The sequence below is a fragment of the Leucobacter chromiireducens subsp. solipictus genome, from assembly GCF_016758195.1.
In the GTDB taxonomy this organism is placed as follows: Bacteria; Actinomycetota; Actinomycetes; order Actinomycetales; family Microbacteriaceae; genus Leucobacter; species Leucobacter solipictus.
The window spans coordinates 109965-126867 of record NZ_QYAC01000001.1 but is presented as its reverse complement, the minus strand read 5'-3'; the positions used below and the strand labels follow the sequence as shown (position 1 = coordinate 126867).

General features: G+C 68.9%; 19 protein-coding genes and 1 tRNA gene. 4 read left to right on the top strand and 16 right to left on the bottom strand.

All coding sequences use genetic code 11. The annotated features are described in order from the left end of the window. Positions 1-236: 236 nt before the first annotated feature. From D3230_RS00580 to D3230_RS00555, 6 genes are all read right to left on the bottom strand, one after another. Positions 237-1130, bottom strand: a complete 894-nt coding sequence (locus D3230_RS00580) for a dihydrodipicolinate synthase family protein (protein ID WP_202343613.1) — start codon at positions 1128-1130, stop codon at positions 237-239. A 5-nt stretch (positions 1131-1135) separates the two neighbouring features. Beyond that, entirely contained in the window at positions 1136-1483 is a 348-nt protein-coding gene (locus D3230_RS00575) for an antibiotic biosynthesis monooxygenase family protein (protein WP_202343075.1), read from the bottom strand. Beyond that, on the bottom strand, positions 1480-2382 hold the full coding sequence (locus D3230_RS00570) for an EamA family transporter (protein ID WP_420029007.1): 903 nt from the start codon (positions 2380-2382) through the stop codon (positions 1480-1482). Before D3230_RS00570 ends, D3230_RS00575 begins: the two co-directional genes overlap by 4 nt. Further along, positions 2379-2798, bottom strand: coding sequence for a hypothetical protein (locus D3230_RS00565; RefSeq protein WP_202343074.1), 420 nt, complete (start codon positions 2796-2798; stop codon positions 2379-2381). The genes D3230_RS00570 and D3230_RS00565 overlap by 4 nt, the downstream gene beginning before the upstream one ends. Next, positions 2791-3399, bottom strand: coding sequence for a helix-turn-helix domain-containing protein (locus tag D3230_RS00560; protein WP_202343073.1), 609 nt, complete (start codon positions 3397-3399; stop codon positions 2791-2793). The genes D3230_RS00565 and D3230_RS00560 overlap by 8 nt, the downstream gene beginning before the upstream one ends. A 99-nt stretch (positions 3400-3498) precedes the next feature. Beyond that, the gene (locus D3230_RS00555; protein WP_202343072.1) at positions 3499-4284 is read right to left on the bottom strand and encodes a helix-turn-helix transcriptional regulator; all 786 of its coding nucleotides are present in this window, start codon (positions 4282-4284) and stop codon (positions 3499-3501) included. Positions 4285-4477: 193 nt separating this feature from the next. On the opposite strand from D3230_RS00555, the gene D3230_RS00550 reads away from it, so the two are divergent. The 4 genes from D3230_RS00550 to D3230_RS00535 all read left to right on the top strand — a co-directional run bounded on the left by D3230_RS00550 (position 4478) and on the right by D3230_RS00535 (position 9390). Further along, positions 4478-5485, top strand: a complete 1008-nt coding sequence (locus tag D3230_RS00550) for an ABC transporter substrate-binding protein (protein ID WP_202343071.1) — start codon at positions 4478-4480, stop codon at positions 5483-5485. A 160-nt stretch (positions 5486-5645) separates the two neighbouring features. Continuing rightward, positions 5646-7274 carry a siderophore-interacting protein gene (locus D3230_RS00545; protein WP_202343070.1) on the top strand — a complete coding sequence of 543 codons (1629 nt, stop codon included), beginning with the start codon at positions 5646-5648 and terminating at the stop codon, positions 7272-7274. Between the two features lie 50 nt (positions 7275-7324). Next, positions 7325-8362: an iron chelate uptake ABC transporter family permease subunit gene (locus D3230_RS00540; protein ID WP_337249021.1), complete on the top strand. Its 1038-nt coding sequence runs from the start codon at positions 7325-7327 to the stop codon at positions 8360-8362. Next, positions 8359-9390, top strand: a complete 1032-nt coding sequence (locus tag D3230_RS00535; protein WP_202343069.1) for a FecCD family ABC transporter permease — start codon at positions 8359-8361, stop codon at positions 9388-9390. The genes D3230_RS00540 and D3230_RS00535 overlap by 4 nt, the downstream gene beginning before the upstream one ends. A gap of 148 nt (positions 9391-9538) precedes the next feature. Here the strand turns inward: D3230_RS00535 and D3230_RS00530 are convergent. From D3230_RS00530 to rplU, 10 genes are all read right to left on the bottom strand, one after another. After that, a tRNA-Ala gene (locus D3230_RS00530) sits at positions 9539-9611 on the bottom strand. Positions 9612-9713: 102 nt separating this feature from the next. Further along, on the bottom strand, positions 9714-10079 hold the full coding sequence (gene rsfS, locus D3230_RS00525; RefSeq protein ID WP_337249020.1) for a ribosome silencing factor: 366 nt from the start codon (positions 10077-10079) through the stop codon (positions 9714-9716). 95 nt (positions 10080-10174) lie between these two features. Further along, positions 10175-11770 (bottom strand): hypothetical protein, encoded by a 1596-nt coding sequence (locus D3230_RS00520; RefSeq protein ID WP_202343068.1) that lies wholly within the window; start codon positions 11768-11770, stop codon positions 10175-10177. Then, positions 11763-12401 carry a nicotinate-nucleotide adenylyltransferase gene (nadD, locus tag D3230_RS00515; protein WP_202343067.1) on the bottom strand — a complete coding sequence of 213 codons (639 nt, stop codon included), beginning with the start codon at positions 12399-12401 and terminating at the stop codon, positions 11763-11765. Before nadD ends, D3230_RS00520 begins: the two co-directional genes overlap by 8 nt. Beyond that, positions 12382-12591 (bottom strand): hypothetical protein, encoded by a 210-nt coding sequence (locus tag D3230_RS00510; RefSeq protein WP_202343066.1) that lies wholly within the window; start codon positions 12589-12591, stop codon positions 12382-12384. The genes nadD and D3230_RS00510 overlap by 20 nt, the downstream gene beginning before the upstream one ends. 57 nt (positions 12592-12648) lie before the next feature. Next, positions 12649-13902 (bottom strand): glutamate-5-semialdehyde dehydrogenase, encoded by a 1254-nt coding sequence (locus tag D3230_RS00505; RefSeq protein ID WP_202343065.1) that lies wholly within the window; start codon positions 13900-13902, stop codon positions 12649-12651. Positions 13903-13919: 17 nt separating this feature from the next. Then, entirely contained in the window at positions 13920-14714 is a 795-nt protein-coding gene (gene proB, locus D3230_RS00500) for a glutamate 5-kinase (protein WP_202343064.1), read from the bottom strand. Beyond that, positions 14711-16216 carry a GTPase ObgE gene (obgE, locus tag D3230_RS00495; protein ID WP_202343063.1) on the bottom strand — a complete coding sequence of 502 codons (1506 nt, stop codon included), beginning with the start codon at positions 16214-16216 and terminating at the stop codon, positions 14711-14713. Before obgE ends, proB begins: the two co-directional genes overlap by 4 nt. A 69-nt stretch (positions 16217-16285) precedes the next feature. Further along, positions 16286-16540 carry a 50S ribosomal protein L27 gene (gene rpmA / locus D3230_RS00490; RefSeq protein ID WP_202343062.1) on the bottom strand — a complete coding sequence of 85 codons (255 nt, stop codon included), beginning with the start codon at positions 16538-16540 and terminating at the stop codon, positions 16286-16288. Positions 16541-16573: 33 nt separating this feature from the next. Beyond that, positions 16574-16882: a 50S ribosomal protein L21 gene (rplU, locus tag D3230_RS00485; protein WP_202343061.1), complete on the bottom strand. Its 309-nt coding sequence runs from the start codon at positions 16880-16882 to the stop codon at positions 16574-16576. Between the last annotated feature and the right edge of the window lie 21 nt (positions 16883-16903).

Below are 16903 nucleotides of genomic sequence, written 5' to 3'. Positions count from 1 at the left end.
AAGCCGAACTGCGGCGCGCAGTTCGGCAATGCGGAACGCTCCTCGCCTGGCAGATACGGGACGACGTTCGAGGTGCACGCCAGTCTGGGCCGGATCCTCCTCAACGAACACGCCGTCACTCGCGTGTGTCTCACACGCGAGATCCCTTCTCCCGAGTGGTGACGGGCCACGGCGTCCCGGCGCGCGCGGTTCCTGCCGCGCACCAGCCGGCGTGCACGACCACAGCCGCCCGCTCTTCAGCTAAAGCCAAGCTGCTCCACCACCGCGGCAATACGCTTCCGCTGCTCCTCGCTCAGCCCCTGAATCGGAAGCGGCAGACACCGCTGAGGGGCAAGCCCCAAGTGTTCCGCAATCGCGGCCGTGACGCGCAGACTCCCCTGGTACTCGGAGAACAGTGACCACAGCGGGGCAAGGCGTGCTGATTCCGCCAGCGCGTCTTCGTCTCGACCGTCGCGGACTGCCCGGGCAATGGTGAGCGCCGGTTCGGGGAGCGTGCCACCGATCACGGAATACCACGTCTCACAGCCAGCAATGAGGCCAGTGGCGGCGAAGGGATCGCCGGACACTCCGATGGTGATGCGAGCAGGGATCACTGAACGAATCTTGGCGACATGCGCACGCGCTGTGTCCAGATCGGGAGGAACCCCGGGGATCTTGATCGACGCGATTCCGGGCAGCGCGGCGATGCGTGCGTAGAGATCGGTAGTGAAGGTGAAGTGTGTGGTTGCGGGATTGTCGTACACGATCACGGGGAGCCCCGTGTGCGCAGTGACCGCGCGGTAGAGCTCAAACACGTCGTCGGGGGTGAGTGGCTGGTAGGACATCGGAGCGAGCATCACGCCGGCTGCGCCCGCCGCCGCCGCGCTGTCCACGTGGGAGAGCACGTGAGACGTTCGCAAGGCTCCCACCCCGACGAAAACTGGTGTTGTCCCGGCGTGCTCGACCGCGAGGCGCGCCACTCGAGCCCGTTCCGGAGCGGAAAGATAGGCGGAGGACCCAGTCGAGCCCAGTACGGTGATCGAGTCCACCCCGGCGACGGTCAAGCGTTCGATGAGACCGACACGCGCGTCTTCATCGACGACGTCGCCACGCAGCGGCGTCAGCGGGAACGCACTGAGTCCAGCAAACATCCCGGTCATGGCTTGTCCCCGCCCGGCTGATGTTCGAGGCCCAGGGCTGTGTTGCCGTACACAGCCTGCACCTCGGAGATCACGACGCGGTATTCGCCAAGCCACTCACCGTATCGGGACTTCGCGAGTCGATGCGTGTCCATGCCCACCAGCGCACGCAGGGCATCCATGTCTGCCCAGTAGTAGACCTCCGCGTGCAGGCCGGTGGTCGGATTGTGCCAGGCTTCTTCCCCGAGGAAACCCGGGATCTGCCGAGCTCGGTCCGCGATCTCACTGTCGATGCGGGTGAACTCAGCGGTGAGGGTCTTGGTCTCGAAGATAAACGTGGAGCTGTACCTCGGTGTGGTACTCATCGGTGTCCTTTCTCTGGAGTCGTCGAAGAAGCGGGAAGTTCGGGGCTCCGCCGGCCGCCCCGCTGTGCCGCGGCACCGGCACCCACCACCAGCGCGATTCCGAGGAGCTGCAACGCCGACGGCTGCTGAGCGAGCACCAGAAGTCCGATCAGGACTCCGAATGCGGGCTCGAGGGAAAGCAGCGTGCCGAAGGCGGTGTGCGTCATACGGCGGAGGGCGAGCATCTCCATCCCGAATGCGATCACCGGGGTGAGGAACGCGATTCCCGCGGCAGCAGGGAGGAGCCACCAGGCATACTCACCCCCGATGACCTGCGGAAGCCCGACCGGGAGCGTGGCGAGTGCCGCGACCGGGATGGTGAGCGACAGCCCGCTGATCCCTGAGAGCCGGTCCCCCACGCGCTGGGTGAGGAGGTTGTAGGTCCCCCAGCACACACCGGCGGCGAGAGCGAACCCCACACCCCCCAGGTCGAACTGTGCGCTCCAGGGTTCGGTGAGAAGCAGCACACCCACGAACGCGGCGCACGGCCAGAGAAGTGCCTTCCGGTTCTGACTCATGAGTCCAGCAACCGTGAGCGGGCCGAGAAACTCGATCGCGACGGCGGTACCGAGCGGTATTCGTTCGACAGCGGCAAGGAAGAACACCGTCATGAACCCCGTCACCACGCCCAGCGAGATGAGCGTTGGGACGTCCCCGCGACGCAATGAGCGCACCGGCGGACGAACCATCAGCCAGAGAAACACGGCGCCACATGACATCCGCAACCAGGCGGCACCCGCGGCCCCCACGTGCTCGATCAGCGGGACCGAGAGGGCGTTGGAAAGTTGCACGGCGAGCATCGCTACGACCGCCATCGACCACGGCGGAATCGTGGGCGCGGTACGATTCCGTGCCATCATGCACGAATCAGGCGGTGAGACGCCTGCACGTCGGCGCTGAGAAACGCGGTCCGGTGACCCTGCCGCCAATTCCAGCGACGGCAGGTGACGCCAGCATCGTCACGCCACACGACCTCCCCCGATTCCGGGTGTGCGGTGGCGAGTTCCCCGTTGAGCGTGATGTCAAACGGTTCCGTACCGAGGCTTCGGATGAGTCTCGCCGGGTCCTGGTATCGGCGAAAGTCCTCGCCACCGAACGGAATCTGGTGCAGCGCCGAGATCGAGTTGACGACCGCACCGTTCCGTCGCCTCTCGGACTCAGGGTCCAGCCCGTCGATGACCACCAATCGTGCCCGGTACTCAGGGCGTAATTCGAACACCGACGTGTCAACGGAGGCGGCGGCCAGGAACTGCTCCGGAGTCACGGTGTTAGGCATGTCCCGTCTCCGATCGGCGGGAGGCACCCACGCCTGGCTCAAACACGGTCAGCACGAATCGCGCGGATTCCGCGGTCTCGTTGCGGTAGGCATGCGCGACGTCTCCGCGGAAGGTGAGCGCGTCCCCGCTCCGGAGGGTAAAGACCTCGTCTCCAACCGCAAGGTCCACGGTCCCTTCCTGGACCTGAAGCAGCTCTCGCGTACCTGCGCTGTGTGGCTCGCTCCGGTGGTACTCGCCGGCCATGAGTGTCCAATCCCAGAGTTCGACCACGTCAGGCGGTTCTGTGCCCGCGACAAGTACACCCTGACCGCCACCGGCTCCGGCCCACAGCACGGCCCCCTCTCCGGCACGCGTGAGCCGAGCCGCGAGCGGGGTGGGCACCTCCACGAGCGAGGGGAGACCGATGCCGAGCGCGTCCGAAATCCGCAGCAGGGTCCCCACACTGGGGTTGACCGATCCTTGTTCGACGTTCACCAGCATCCTGCGGCTCACCTCGGCCGCGGCAGCGAGTTGGTCGAGTGTCCAGTCACGCCCCTTGCGTTCGCGCTTGACCCGCGAACCGATCGCACGCGCCAGTGCCTCCGCTGCTTCTTCTTCCATAAAGTGCAGCATATTGCACCTTATTGGCACTGTCTAGCGTAGGTGTGCGTCACCGCACGGGATCGACACACGTCCGCGGCCCGCGCCACCCGCCTCGGCTCACGCGCCAAGCGTCCCCATCCGGGCAGCGGCCCACCGCTCGAGCGCGCCGAGCGGATCCGGCACGAGCTCCTCGCGCGCCAGGCCGGTCTCCCGACAGAGGGCGTTCAGCATCCCCGGCCGCGTCGCAAACCCCGCGGTGCGAGCGGCTGCGGCGAGCGGCGCTCCCCCACGGAGCTGGGCGACGGCGACGTTGAGCCGCGCACGCGCCCGCCAACTGCGGAACGAGAGCCCCGTCTCCTCACGAAACAGACGCTGAATGTGCCGGGGGCTCGTGCCGGCGCGCGCCGCGAGGGCCTCCAGGGTTGCGGGCCCCCCGACACCGCCCGCAATGCTCTCGCGCGCGACCCACCGCGCCGCCGGATGCGTCGGCTCCACGAGCGGAAAGCACTCCTGTCGCATCGCGTTCAGGACCTCGTCGAGCGCGACGCGGAAACGGTGCACCTCCGCGCTCGTGCGGGGGCCGGCACCCAGAATGGTCGCCACGATCCGGCTCAGCTCCGGCACGATCCCGAGCAGTTGCACCCGCGCCTGCGGGATCGTGTGCGGGGAGAGAAACGGCCCGAACACGACACTCTCCTCCGAGTACCGGGCGGAGTGCGGCACGCGGGGCGCGAGCCACAGGTTCTCCCGCGGACCGAGTCGCATCTCGCGGCCCGCCACGACAAGATCGGCGGTGCCGCTCACCACGTGAATGAGGTGCGGCTCCTCGTGCGCGTGCGTGTCGTGGCCGAGAAACCGCACGGCGTTCTCCGCAACCACTGAGAGGAGATCGGCGCGCAGCATGGTCTTCCCTTCCGCCGACGTTCGGCGATGTCGCATTGGTGCACACGCGGTGTCGGGTTTCGCCGATCTTGCGCGGATTCTGGCCGCTCCACGTCGCGTACAAAGTGTAGCCTGACTTTCATCATATGAATGGGGCCGCGCCTACTGCGGGGCCCCGCATTGCCCACTCGTTCACGATCTGAAGTGAGAAGTCATGCTCCTGCGTTCCCGCAAACCGTCCACCGCGTGTGCCGCTGCACTCCTGGGTGCCGCCCTCCTCCTCAGCGGCTGCGCATCGACTCCGGCCTCCGAGTCGGCCCCCGCCGCGGTGACCGAGCAGACCGAACGCACGGTGGCGACGGATCAGGGCGAGGTCGGCGTTCCGGCGAGCCCGCAGCGCGTGGTCGTGCTCAACTACGCGCTCGCGGGCTACCTCTACAACCTCGACGTCCCCGTGGTGGGCACCACCTCGGAAGACTTCGACCACAACCCCGCGTTCTCAGAACTCTGGGGTGACGGCCCGAAGGACGACAACACCGAGTTCATCACCTGGGGCATGGACGGCTTCGACCTCGAGGCCGTGCTGGAGCTCGAACCCGACCTCATTCTCGCCGGCGGGCTTGGGCTGCCGAACGGCCTCGCGTCCAAGAGCTACGACCAGCTCTCGCAGATCGCGCCGACCGTGATCGTCGGGAAGGATCTCACCACCTGGCAGGAGCAGTTTGCGTTCATCGCGGATGACGTGTTCGGTCGCGAAGACGACTACGAGGATCGTCTCGCGGCGTACGAGGATCGAGTCACCGAGGTGAAAGCCGCCATCGAGGTCCCGGCCACCCCGGCCTCGGTGCTCACGATCACCGCGGAGGGCACACCGTACCTCCTGTTCGAAGACACGGGGCTGCCGCAGGAGCTCGAGGCCCTCGGCTTCACCGCCGCGCCGCTGGTCGCGGAGCATGGACTGGAACCGTACAACCCGGGCGGCGACATGGCGACGCTCTCCACCGAACAGGTCGGCCAGCTGCTCGCGGATATCCCCACGCTGTTCATCACCGGCTTCAACTCCGACACGACCGACGTCGCGACGCTCGCCACACAACCCGTGTGGGCCGGCACCCGGGCGTTCTCGGAGGGCCACGCCTACGACCTGCCCTATTGGACGGTACGCGGCGACTACGACAAGGCGCTCGCCCTGCTCGACATCATCGAGGACCAGTTCTCCTAGGCCACCCGGCGCAGGCTCACCGATATGGCACACCACGACCTCATCGTCCACCCGCTCGTGCTCCGCTGCGTCCGCGTCGCGGCCGTCACCGACCTCACGCCGCGCATGCGGCGGGTGACGCTCACCGGCGAACAGCTCGGGGCATTCACCCAGGACGGGATTGCCCGACCCCCCCTTCGCCTCCCCCGGGTTCGACGATCACGTCAAGCTCATCTTCGCCGCCGACGGCAACATTGCCGCGGCGCTCCCGGTGCAACTCGCGCACGGAATCGAATGGGGCCCCTCCGAGGCGCGCCAGGGCCGCGACTACACGCCCACACGCTTCGACCCGGTCACCCGCGAACTCGATCTCGACTTCGTCATGCACGGTGACGGGCCCGCCGCGAGTTGGGCGCGCGACGCCCGACCGGGATCGGAACTCTGGTTCGCGGGCCCCAAATCATCGACGATCGTTCCGACGGATGCGGACTGGGTGCTGCTCGCCGGCGATGAAACCGCGCTCCCCGCGATCGCGCGGTTCTTGGCCGAGCGACCGGTGGCCGCCCCGGCCCGAGTGGTCATCACCATCACCGACGCGGCGGCGCAGCAACAGCTCAGCCTCCGCGACGCCGACCGCATCGAGTGGGTCGTGGCCGACGCCGCCGACGAGCGCGCGCTCGCCGCGGCCATTGATCGGGTGCCCCCGCTTCCCGGAACGCCCTACATCTGGGCGGCGGCGGAGAGCCGTGCCCTCCTCCCGGTGCGACGGATCGCTCGCGCGCTCGGTGCCCCGAAGTCACACGTCAACATCACCGGCTACTGGCACCATCACCAGGAGGAGGCCGCCTCCGCCGGAGCGGCGACGCCGGCGCTCCCGGAGCCGCCGGTGCTCTGGTTCGCGGTTCGAGCGGCCCTCCGGCTCGGCGTGCTCGACGCGCTCGCGGCGGGGCCCCTGCCGCTCGGTGCCCTCGCGGAGCGCGTGAGCGCCCAGTCCCCCACGGCGCTGATGCCGCTCCTCACATGCCTCACGCAGGCCGGGGTGCTGCGCGAGGCGGGCGGCGGCCGGTACGCCCTCGACCGGCTGGGCGAAGAGCTCGGCGAGGATGAGCACGCGCAGGAGGACTACAGCGGGGTGGAGGCGGCGCAGGTGCTCGCGCTCGCGGCGCTTCCCGAGGCAATCACCGAGGGCGGTTCGGCGTGGCAGCACACGCACGGGGCCTCACTGCTCGCGAGCGCGCATGCGGAACCCGCGTACTTCGAGGAGCTGATCGAGCAGGCCGGATCGCTGCCGCACGTCCTCACGGGCCTGGGTAAGGACCCGGTGTGGGCGGGGGCCGAGCGCATCACGGTGACGGGTCCGGGCGCGATCCAGCTCGCCGCCGTTGCCGAGTCGCCCGCCGGGCGAATCCTTACCGTTCACGAGGCGGCCGGCCCCCTCGCGGCACTGCGCGCGGCGGCCGGGGAACGCGACTGGGCGTTCTCCGCCACGCAGCCTCAGGAACAGGACCTCGTCGTCACCGCCCTCGCCCTCGGTATTCGGAGCGACGCTGAGGTGGTCGCGCTCCTCCGCGCGCTCCGCGACGTCGCGCCGCGAGCGCTCCTCGTCGAACGGCTCACCCCGGACGGCCTGAGCGAGGCCGCGGGTGCGACGCACGCGCTCCGCGACTACGCCGCGGTCGGCGTCCCCGCGCGAGGCCCAGAGCAGGTGCTCCAGCTCGCCGAAACCGCGGGCTGGCGTGTGGGAACCCGGGCCAAGCTCGGGTGGGGCATCGAGCGCGTCGAGCTCAGCCGCACCGCACGTCACTCGTGACCCGCACCACGCCCGTGACGACACCCCTGACGACAGCTGCACCATCGCCCGTGCCCGATTCGATGCCCGCCCGGGCACCGCGTGCGACCGGTCGCGCGCGCGTCCGGCTCGCGTGGCTCGCCGTCGCCGCGCTGCTCCTCTGCGCCTCGGTAGCCGCGAGCATCGCCGTCGGCTCGGCCGCGCTCCCGCTCAGCACCGTGTGGGCGGCGCTGACGAGCCCGGACGGCAGCATCGACCACGCCACGATCCTCACCCTTCGGGTGCCCCGCACCCTCCTGGGTCTCTTGATCGGTGCCGCGCTCGCCGTTGCCGGAGCCCTGATGCAGGGGCTCACCCGCAATCCGCTCGCGGATCCGGGCATCCTCGGTGTCAACGCGGGCGCCGGCTTCGCCATCGTCCTCGGGGTGTCGCTCTTCGGGGTCACGCGGATCTCCGACTACCTCTGGTTCGGGTTCCTCGGGGCGGTGGTGGCGGGGGCCGTGGTCTACGCGGTCGCTGCGCGCGGATCCGGCGGGGCTACGCCGCTCCGGCTCACGCTCGTCGGCGTCGCCTTGAGCGCCGTGTTGATGGGAATGTCCCACACGCTCGCGATGCTGAACACGCAGGTCTTCGATCGCATGCGGTTCTGGGGTGCCGGGACCCTCGCCGACCGCCCGGACGGAACGATCACGGTGATCCTGCCGTTCATTGCGGCGGGGCTGATCCTCGCGTTGAGCTGCGCGCGCGGCATGAACGCGCTCGCGCTCGGTGACGACCTCGCACGCTCGGTCGGATCCCGCGTCGGGTGGACCCGGGTCCGGGGCATGCTCGCGGTCACGCTCCTGTGCGGGGCCGCGACCGCGGCCGCGGGCCCCATCGGCTTCGTGGGGCTCATGGTGCCGCACGCGGTGCGTTTCCTCGTGGGGCCGGACCAGCGGTGGATCCTGCCGTTCTCACTCGTCCTTGGCCCCGTCCTCGTGCTCACCGCCGACGTGCTCGGCCGCATCGTCGTGGCCCCCGCCGAGCTGCAGGTGGGGGTCGTCACCGCGTTCCTCGGCGCGCCCGTGCTGATCGCGCTCGTGCGCGGGTCACGAGTCGGTGCGCTATGACGGGCACCGTGGTGCTCCGCGTGGGCCGCTTGAGCCGTCGCACGACGCGGCGGGCTCTGTTCGTGCAGCTCACGCTCGTCCTCGCCCTGATCGCGTGCACCCTTGCCGCGCTCACGCTGGGTTCTCGAGCGCTCACGCTCGATCAGCTCGTCGAGGCGCTGATCCCCGGCGGTGACCGCATCAACCGCATGGTGGTCGTCGAGTGGCGCGCCCCGCGTGCGATCGCCGCCGCGCTCTTCGGCGCGTGCCTGGGGGTCAGCGGTGCCGTGTTCCAGTCGCTCACCCGGAACCCGCTCGGAAGTCCCGACATCGTGGGACTCAATACCGGGGCGTACACCGGTGTGGTCGCCATGCTCATGCTCGGGAACACCGGGTACGGCGCGCAGGCAGCCGGCGCGCTCGCGGGCGGCCTCGGAGCCGCAGCCCTGATCTACCTGCTCGCCTACCGGCGCGGCATGGGCGGCTTCCGGCTCGTGATCGTCGGGATCGCGGTCTCGGCGATGCTCTCCTCAGTGAATGTCTGGTTCTCCGTGCACGTCGATCTCGCCCTCGCGGCCGAAGCCGCGGTGTGGGGTGCGGGGAGCATGCACGGCATCGAGTGGCCCGTGCTCCTCGCCTCCGCAGCCATCGCGCTCCCCCTCATGTGCGCGCTGCCGTGGCTCGCCGGGCCCCTGCGCCAGCTCCAGCTCGGCGACGACACCGCGGCCGCACTCGGCGTCCCCGTGGAACGCAGCAAGGCGGGGATCGTGGTCGTTGGCGTGTCGCTCACCGCGCTCGTGACGGCCGTGGCCGGTCCGATCGCGTTTGTCGCGCTCGCGGCTCCCCCGATTGCGGCGCGCATCACCGGCCGACGCGGCGCGCTCGACCTCGTGAGCGCCGCGCTCGTGGGGGCCGTACTCCTCTCCGGGGCCGATCTGATCGCCCAGCACGCGCTCCCCCACGCCACTCTGCCGGTCGGGGCGGTCACCGTGTGCCTCGGCGGGGCGTACCTCATGTGGATCCTCTTCCGGGAGGGCGGCCGGTCCTGAGGGGAGCCCGACTCCCAGAGCAAGGGCGGGACGCTTCGTGCTGGATCTGAGGGGCGCGGATCTTTCACAGTGGACGCGCAGCGTTCACAAGAGCCGCGCGAATCCCCGAAACAAGAAAAGGCCCGGCGTAAGCCGGACCTTTCACGAGTGGATCTGAGGGGATTCGAACCCCTGACCCCCTGCATGCCATGCAGGTGCGCTACCAACTGCGCCACAGACCCGTGGAAGTCGGAGGAATGCTCCCCCGACAACTCCTCTACTCTACCGCACGGCCCGGGTACCGATGCAAATCCTGTGATCCCGGGCGCGCCCTGAGCGTGGCGCTATGCGCCAGGCTCCGAGGCGTCGGTGCCGGCGGCCGCGGGGACCTCCAGCATGCCGGTGACGTCGATCACCGGGCTGTCCTGCCACAGACGTTCGAGCTGGTAGAAGTCGCGCTCCTCCTGATGGAAGATGTGCACCATGAGATCGCCGAAGTCGAGCAGGATCCAGCGCCCGCTCTCGCGGCCTTCGCGTCGGATCGTGCGGACGCCGGACTCGTTCAGGGCATCCTCGATCGCGTCGGAGATGGCCTGCACGTTGCGCTCAACGCTGCCGGTCAGGATGAGGAACGCGTCGGCAAGGCCGAAGTGTTCGGTGACCTCGAGCGCGACGGGCGCCGTGGCACCGATCTTGTCGGCGGCGCGCACGGCGATCGCGAGGTCGGCGAGGAAATCTCGCCGCGGAGTGGTCTGCGTGTTCAGTTCAGTTCCTTTGATTGGTCGTGGAACGGGTGGAGTCGGAGTTAGCCGAACATCCCGTTGCTCGCGCCCCAGACGCCCAGGGCCACAACAGCGACAAGCAAGCCACCGCCGGTGAGCGAGAGTACCAGAGGAAGCTTACTGCGTTCCTTGGCGGGCTTCGCGACGACGGGAATACTCGAGTCCATGCGGGCGCTCACTGCGTGGCGAGCCGAGACCGGAGCGGGCCCCTGCCCGGTGGTCTGCGGATCCTCGGTCGCCGCCCCCGTGATGGGATCGAACTCGATCGAGTCGTGCAGCGAGGAATGACCACCGGTCTCCCCCAGCGATTTCGGGAGCTTCAGCGAGCCGGTCACGTAGAGATCACCGGTCCCGCCGAGCGGGCCGGTGAGACCGCCCGTGTCCTCGGGCATCGCGGGCAGGATCAGCGCGGAGGTGCTCGAACCCGCAGTGGATCCCTCCTGCGCCACGGCGCGGGAGATGAGGTCGTCGAAATCGCCGCCGGTCTCGGTGCCCGTGGCACCCGGCTGCGTCCGCGTGGCGGGATCGTCAAACACCGAGCGCCACTCCTCCGGCGGAGCGATGTCGGGGAACGAGTATGCGGGCTTGGCGCTCACCGGTTCCGCGGGCGCGGGCTCAGCGGGTGCGGGCTCCGCGTCGGGCTTCGCCACCGGAGCCTCCGACGTGGGGGCCACGGGAAGCACCTCGGGCGCGTCCTCGCTCGGCACGACCACGTCCGGCACGGGCGTGGCTGCGGTCGCGGGCTCCGGGCGCACCTCGATCGTCTCGGGACCGGAATCGGCCGGCGCCTCGTCAACGACGATGCCGGTGATGACCTCGGTGGGTGCGGCCTCGGCGGGGGCCTCCGGTGCAGGATCTGCCGCCGGGGCATCCGCCACAGTGTCGGACGCGGCGTCAGCCTCGTCCTCTGCGCGGTTCTTCTTCCAGGGGAAGCGGCGCTTGGGCTTGGCGGGAGTCGCCGCGTCACCCGGCTCGGCTGCCTCGGCCGGCTCGGATGCCTCAGCTGCCTCAACCGGCTCCGCAGCGTCCGCGGCGGAGTCCGCGTCCTCGGCGGGGGCCGCAACGTCGGCGTCCGCTGCGGCGTCGCCCGCAGCGCGCTCCTCGGGCGCGGCCTCATCGGCGGAGTGTTCCGCCTGGCGCAGCTCGTCGACCGTGAACGGCTCCGTGGGAGGCGAGATCAGGGAGTCAAAGTCCATCTCCCCCGTGAGGGGTGCGGCCGGCTCACTGGCTTCCGCCGATGCCGCCACGGGATCCGCGTCAGCTTCGGGTGCCACGGCCGGTGCGGCCTCCACCGGTTCGGGCTTGGCGGGCGCGGCTTCGACAGGTGCCGCCTCGGCGGGTGCCGCTTCGGCAGGCGCAGCCTCGGCAGCCTGAGCGGCCTGGGCCGCAAGCGCCTCTTCGCGGAGCTGGCGCATCTCGCGCCGACTCCGCGGGGTGCCGTCTTCGTGCAGCGGCGAGATCTCGATCTCAAGCTGCTGCGCGTCCGGCTGTGCCGCGGGTGCTGGCGCGTCCTGCTCGACCGCCTGAACCTCGGAGAGGTCAAGCGCGCCGGTCTCACCCATCTCCCGCAGACGGAGTTCACGCCGCGTCAGCGGTCGTTGTTCGTCCTGCTCAGTCATCCTCAGTCGCTTCCTCGGTGTACAACTCGTGCTTTGCAATGTACTGCACGACACCGTCCGGCACGAGGTACCACACCGGATATCCCCTCGCTACCCGCGAACGACAGTCAGTTGACGAGATCGCCAATGCGGGAACTTCCAACAAGCTTACGTGTTTCCCAGACAAACCTGAAAGCGACAGCTCATGCCCGGGACGCGACACCGCAATAAAGTGCGCGAGCTCCCAGAGCTGATCCACGTCCTTCCAGCTCACGATCTGCTGCACCGCGTCCGCACCCGAAATGAAGAACAGATCCGCATCGGGGTACTGTTTGCGCAGGTCGCGGAGCGTGTCGACGGTGTAGGTCGGGCCGGATCGATCGACGTCCACGCGGCTCACCGCGAAGCGCGGGTTCGAGGCCGTGGCGATGACCGTCATCAGGTACCGGTGCTCACTGGGCGAGACGTTGCTCTTCTGCCAGGGGCGTCCGGTGGGTACGAAAATCACCTCGTCGAGCTCGAAGTGGTGTGCCACTTCGCTTGCTGCGACGAGGTGCCCGTGGTGGATCGGATCAAACGTTCCACCCATCACCCCGATGCGGCGACGGCGCGCCGCATCGGGACGGGAAGAATTAGTGCTGCTGAGCGCCATGCTCGCGTGCGTATGCCTCTGCCTTCTGCGCGTGACGGTTTGCCACGTCGCGGAACGAGAACGTCACCGCGGCGAGGGCCGTGAAGACAACGAAGGCGATGACACCGTAGACGGGTGCCGGGAACGGCAGCTCGTTGACGACGTGGTGGCCCGCTTCAGCGGCGACGGCCATCGTGGCGAGAAGTGACATGAAAACCCCTGCATTCGTGACGGATAGAAATACTGTCTTCCAGTGTACCGCGTTGCGTCAGCGGATCTGGCCGCCGCCACGCACCAGCCACTTCGTGCTGGTCAGTTCCGCGAGCCCCATCGGGCCGCGCGCGTGCAGCTTCTGCGTCGAGATCCCCACCTCGGCACCGAAGCCAAACTCCCCGCCGTCGGTGAATCGCGTGGACGCATTGACCATGACGACCGCGGAATCCACTTCCGCGAGGAAGCGCTCGGAATTCGCATAGTCCTGCGTCACGATGGCCTCGGTGTGCTTCGTGGAGTAGCGCGCGATGTGCGCGAGCGCCTCGTCGAGCGAGTCCACCACGCGCACGCCCATCGCGAGCGCCAGGTGCTCGGTGGACCAGGTCTCGTCGGTCGCCGGGAGCAGGCCCTCGGCCCGCTCGCGGGCACCCTCGTCGCCGCTCAGCTCGACGCCGCCATCCTGCAACGCTCGCGCGAGTCGCGGCAGCATCCGCTCCGCGGCGTCCCGATGCACGAGCAGCGTCTCCGCCGCGTTACACACGCTCGGCCGGTGCGTCTTCGCGTTGGTCACGATCCCGACGGCCATCTCCTCGTCGGCGCTCGCGTCAACGAAGACGTGCACGACACCCGATCCGGTCTCGATCACGGGCACGGTTGATTCCTGCACGACGGTGGAGATCAGGCCGGCACTCCCCCGCGGGATCAGGACATCGATGTAGCCGCGGGCACGCATGAGCCGGGACGCACCCTCGCGACCGAACTCGTCGATCGTCTGGACGGCCTCGCCGTTCAGACCGACGCTGTGCAGGGCGCGCTGGATCAGGGCGACGAGCACGCGGTTGCTGTTCTCCGCCGCGGAGCCACCACGCAGCACCGCACCGTTCCCGCTCTTGAGCGCGAGCGCGGCGATGTCGATGGTCACATTCGGCCGCGCCTCGTAGATGGCGCCGACCACGCCGAACGGCACGCGCACCTGATTGATCTTGATCCCGTTCGCGAGGGTCGAGCCCCGCAGCACCTCGCCCACCGGATCCGGCAGGGCGATCACCGCGCGGACGGCCTCAGCGAGGCCGCGCAGCCGCGCCTCGTCGAGCTTTAGGCGATCGAGCAGGCCGTCCCCGATGCCGTTCTCGGCACCAAGCGCGAGGTCCTTCGCGTTTTCCGTGACGATCTCGGGGATGCTGCTCTCCAGGGCGCGCGCGATCGCCTCGAGACCGGCGTTCTTCTGCGCGGTCGTGACGGTCGCGAGCGACTGCGCGGCGACGCGGGCGCGCTCCAGCTTGGCGAGGAAAGGATCTGCGTGAGACATGCCCTCAGCTTAGCGGCTCAGGCGTCGCCCGGGGCCTCAGCCGGTCGGCCGTCGAAGCGGGTACCGTGATCGGCTCCGTCGAGCACCGCCGGAAACAGTCGGGTCTCCGTCAGCAGCACGTGCGCGCCCGCGTCCGCGGCGAGGCGCGCGGCCTGCACCTTCGTCGCTGCGCCGCCCGTACCCCAGCCGGACTGCGCCGCGCCGATCTCGATACCCGCGAGCTCGTCGCCATACGGAACGTGGGGAATACGCTGCGCGCCCACCACCGTCGGGGGCGCGGTGTAGAGCGAATCGACGTCCGAGAGCAGCACCAGCCGGTCCGCCCCGATCAATCGGGCCACGAGCGCGGCCAGCCGGTCGTTGTCGCCGAACCGGATCTCGTGCGTCGCGACCGTGTCGTTCTCGTTGATAATCGGGAGGATCCCCAGCTGGAGCAGGCGCTCGATCGCCCGCCGCGCGTTGCCGCGGTGCGTCGGATTATCGATGTCGTGCGCGGTCAGGAGGACCTGCCCGGCGATGATCTCGTGGCTGCTCAGCGCACGCTGGTACCGGTTCACGAGGATGTTCTGCCCCACGGCGGCCGCGGCCTGCTGCGTCGCGAGATCCTCGGGGCGCTCCGCAAGGTTGAGGAAGGGCACCCCGGTCGCGATCGCGCCGCTGGAGACGAGGATCACCTCGGCCCCTGCGGCGTGGAGCCGCGCGAGGGACGTGACGAGCGTCGGGATCTGGACGGCGTTGTCGCCGCTCACGGACGACGAGCCGACCTTCACCACGACCCGCCGTGCCGCAAGCAGCTCGGCGCCGACGCTCACGATTCTTCGCTCCACATCCCCGATTCGCGCTCCCGCTCGAGCTCAGCCCGGGCCTCGGCCTTCGCGTCCATCATCTCGTGGTATTCGGCACGCCGCTCCTTGTTGGTGCGACGCTCGGTTGGATCAAGTCGCGCGTCGCTGCCGCGGACGCCCATCTGCACCTCGGCGGCGCTCGTGACGGTCGGCTCCCAGTCGAACACGACGCCGGATCCGGGACCGATCACGACCGCGTCGCCCGCGACGGCGCCGGACTTAATGAGCGCATCGTCGATCCGAAGCTTCTGCAGCCGGTCCGCGAGGTAGCCGACGGCCTCGTCGTTCTGGAAGTCGGTCTGCGCGACCCAGCGCTCGGGCTTCTCCCCCAGAATGCGGAAGATGGTGCCGTAGCTGCCACCCTCCTTCACGATCCGGAAGCCACCGTCGTTGACCGCCTTCGGCTTCAGGATGATGCGCGGCTGCTCGGGGGTTTCGGCGAGCTTGGCGGCGCGCGCCTCCTCAACCAGTTCAGCCAGCGCGAAGCCGAGCTCGCGCAGCCCCTCACGGGACACCGTGGAGATCTCGAAGACGCGGTAGCCCTGCGCCTCGAGCTCGGGGCGCACGAACTCCGCGAGCTCACGCGCCTCGGGAACGTCGATCTTGTTCAACGCGATGAGCTGCGGGCGGTCGAGCAACGGCACCTGGCCCTCGGGGACCGGGTACGCGCTGAGCTCGGCCTTGATGATCTCAAGGTCGGAGAGCGGATCGCGACCGGGCTCGAGCGTCGCACAGTCGAGCACGTGCAGCAGCGCGCTGCAGCGCTCAACGTGGCGCAGGAAGTCGAGGCCGAGACCCTTGCCCTCGCTCGCACCCTCGATGAGGCCGGGCACGTCGGCGACGGTGAAGCGGGAATCGCCCGCCTGGACCACCCCGAGGTTGGGGTGCAGCGTGGTGAACGGGTAGTCGGCGATCTTCGGCTTGGCCGCGCTCATCGCCGCGATCAGGCTCGACTTGCCCGCGGAGGGGTACCCCACAAAGGCGACGTCCGCGATCGTCTTCAGCTCGAGCGTGATCGACCCCGACCAGCCCTCGGTGCCGAGCAGCGCGAAGCCCGGGGCCACGCGCTTCGCGCTCGCCAGCGCGTTGTTTCCCAGCCCGCCGATGCCGCCCTTGGCGGCCACGATGCTCATGCCCGGCTCGTTCAGGTCGATAAGGGTCTCCCCGTCAGCGTCCTTCACGACCGTTCCCACGGGAACCGGGAGGATCAGGTCCGCCGCCGTGGTCCCGGCGCGGTAGCCACCGGCGCCGTAGCCGCCGTTCTCGGCGACACGGTGGGGCCGGCGATGGTACTCGAGCAGGGTCGTGACCTGCGGGTCGGCGAGGATGACGATGTCGCCACCGTCACCGCCGGCACCACCGTCTGGGCCCGCGAGTGGCTTGAACTTCTCACGCCGGACTGAAACACACCCGTTTCCGCCACGACCGGACTGGAGGTGCACCTGCACCTGGTCAACGAATGTCACCATGCTGAGAAATCCTTCGCTAGATACGGCAAAAGGCGAGCCGAAGCCCGCCTCGCCGTCGAATCGCCTAAGTTAGGCTGCGGAAACGATGTTGACGACCTTGCGGCCGCCCTTCGCGCCAAACTCGACTGCCCCCGCTGCAAGAGCGAACAGGGTGTCGTCCTTGCCGCGCCCGACGTTCGCGCCGGGGTGGAACCGAGTTCCGCGCTGACGGACGAGAATCTCGCCCGCGTTGACCTGCTGGCCACCGAAACGCTTTACGCCGAGGCGCTGCGCGTTCGAATCGCGACCGTTCTTGCTGGAGCCCACGCCCTTCTTGGATGCCATGAGTCTCTACTCCTTCGGTAGTGCCTGGAAAAGTTACTTGATGCCGGTGACCTTGAGGCGCGTCAGATCCTGACGGTGCCCCTGGCGCTTCTTGTAGCCGGTCTTGTTCTTGTAGCGCTGGATGACGATCTTCGGGCCGCGCAGGTCGTCGAGGACCTCAGCCGTAACCTTCACCTTGGCGAGCGCTGCCGAGTCGGTCGTGACCTTCTCACCGTCGACGAGCAGGACGGCGGGCAGCTCGAGCTTGCCCTTTGCGTCACCTGCCACACGATTGACGGTAATGATCGAGCCAACCTCGACCTTCTCCTGACGGCCGCTTGTGCGCACTACTGCGTAAACCACTTGTCACCCTTTTCTTGAGGA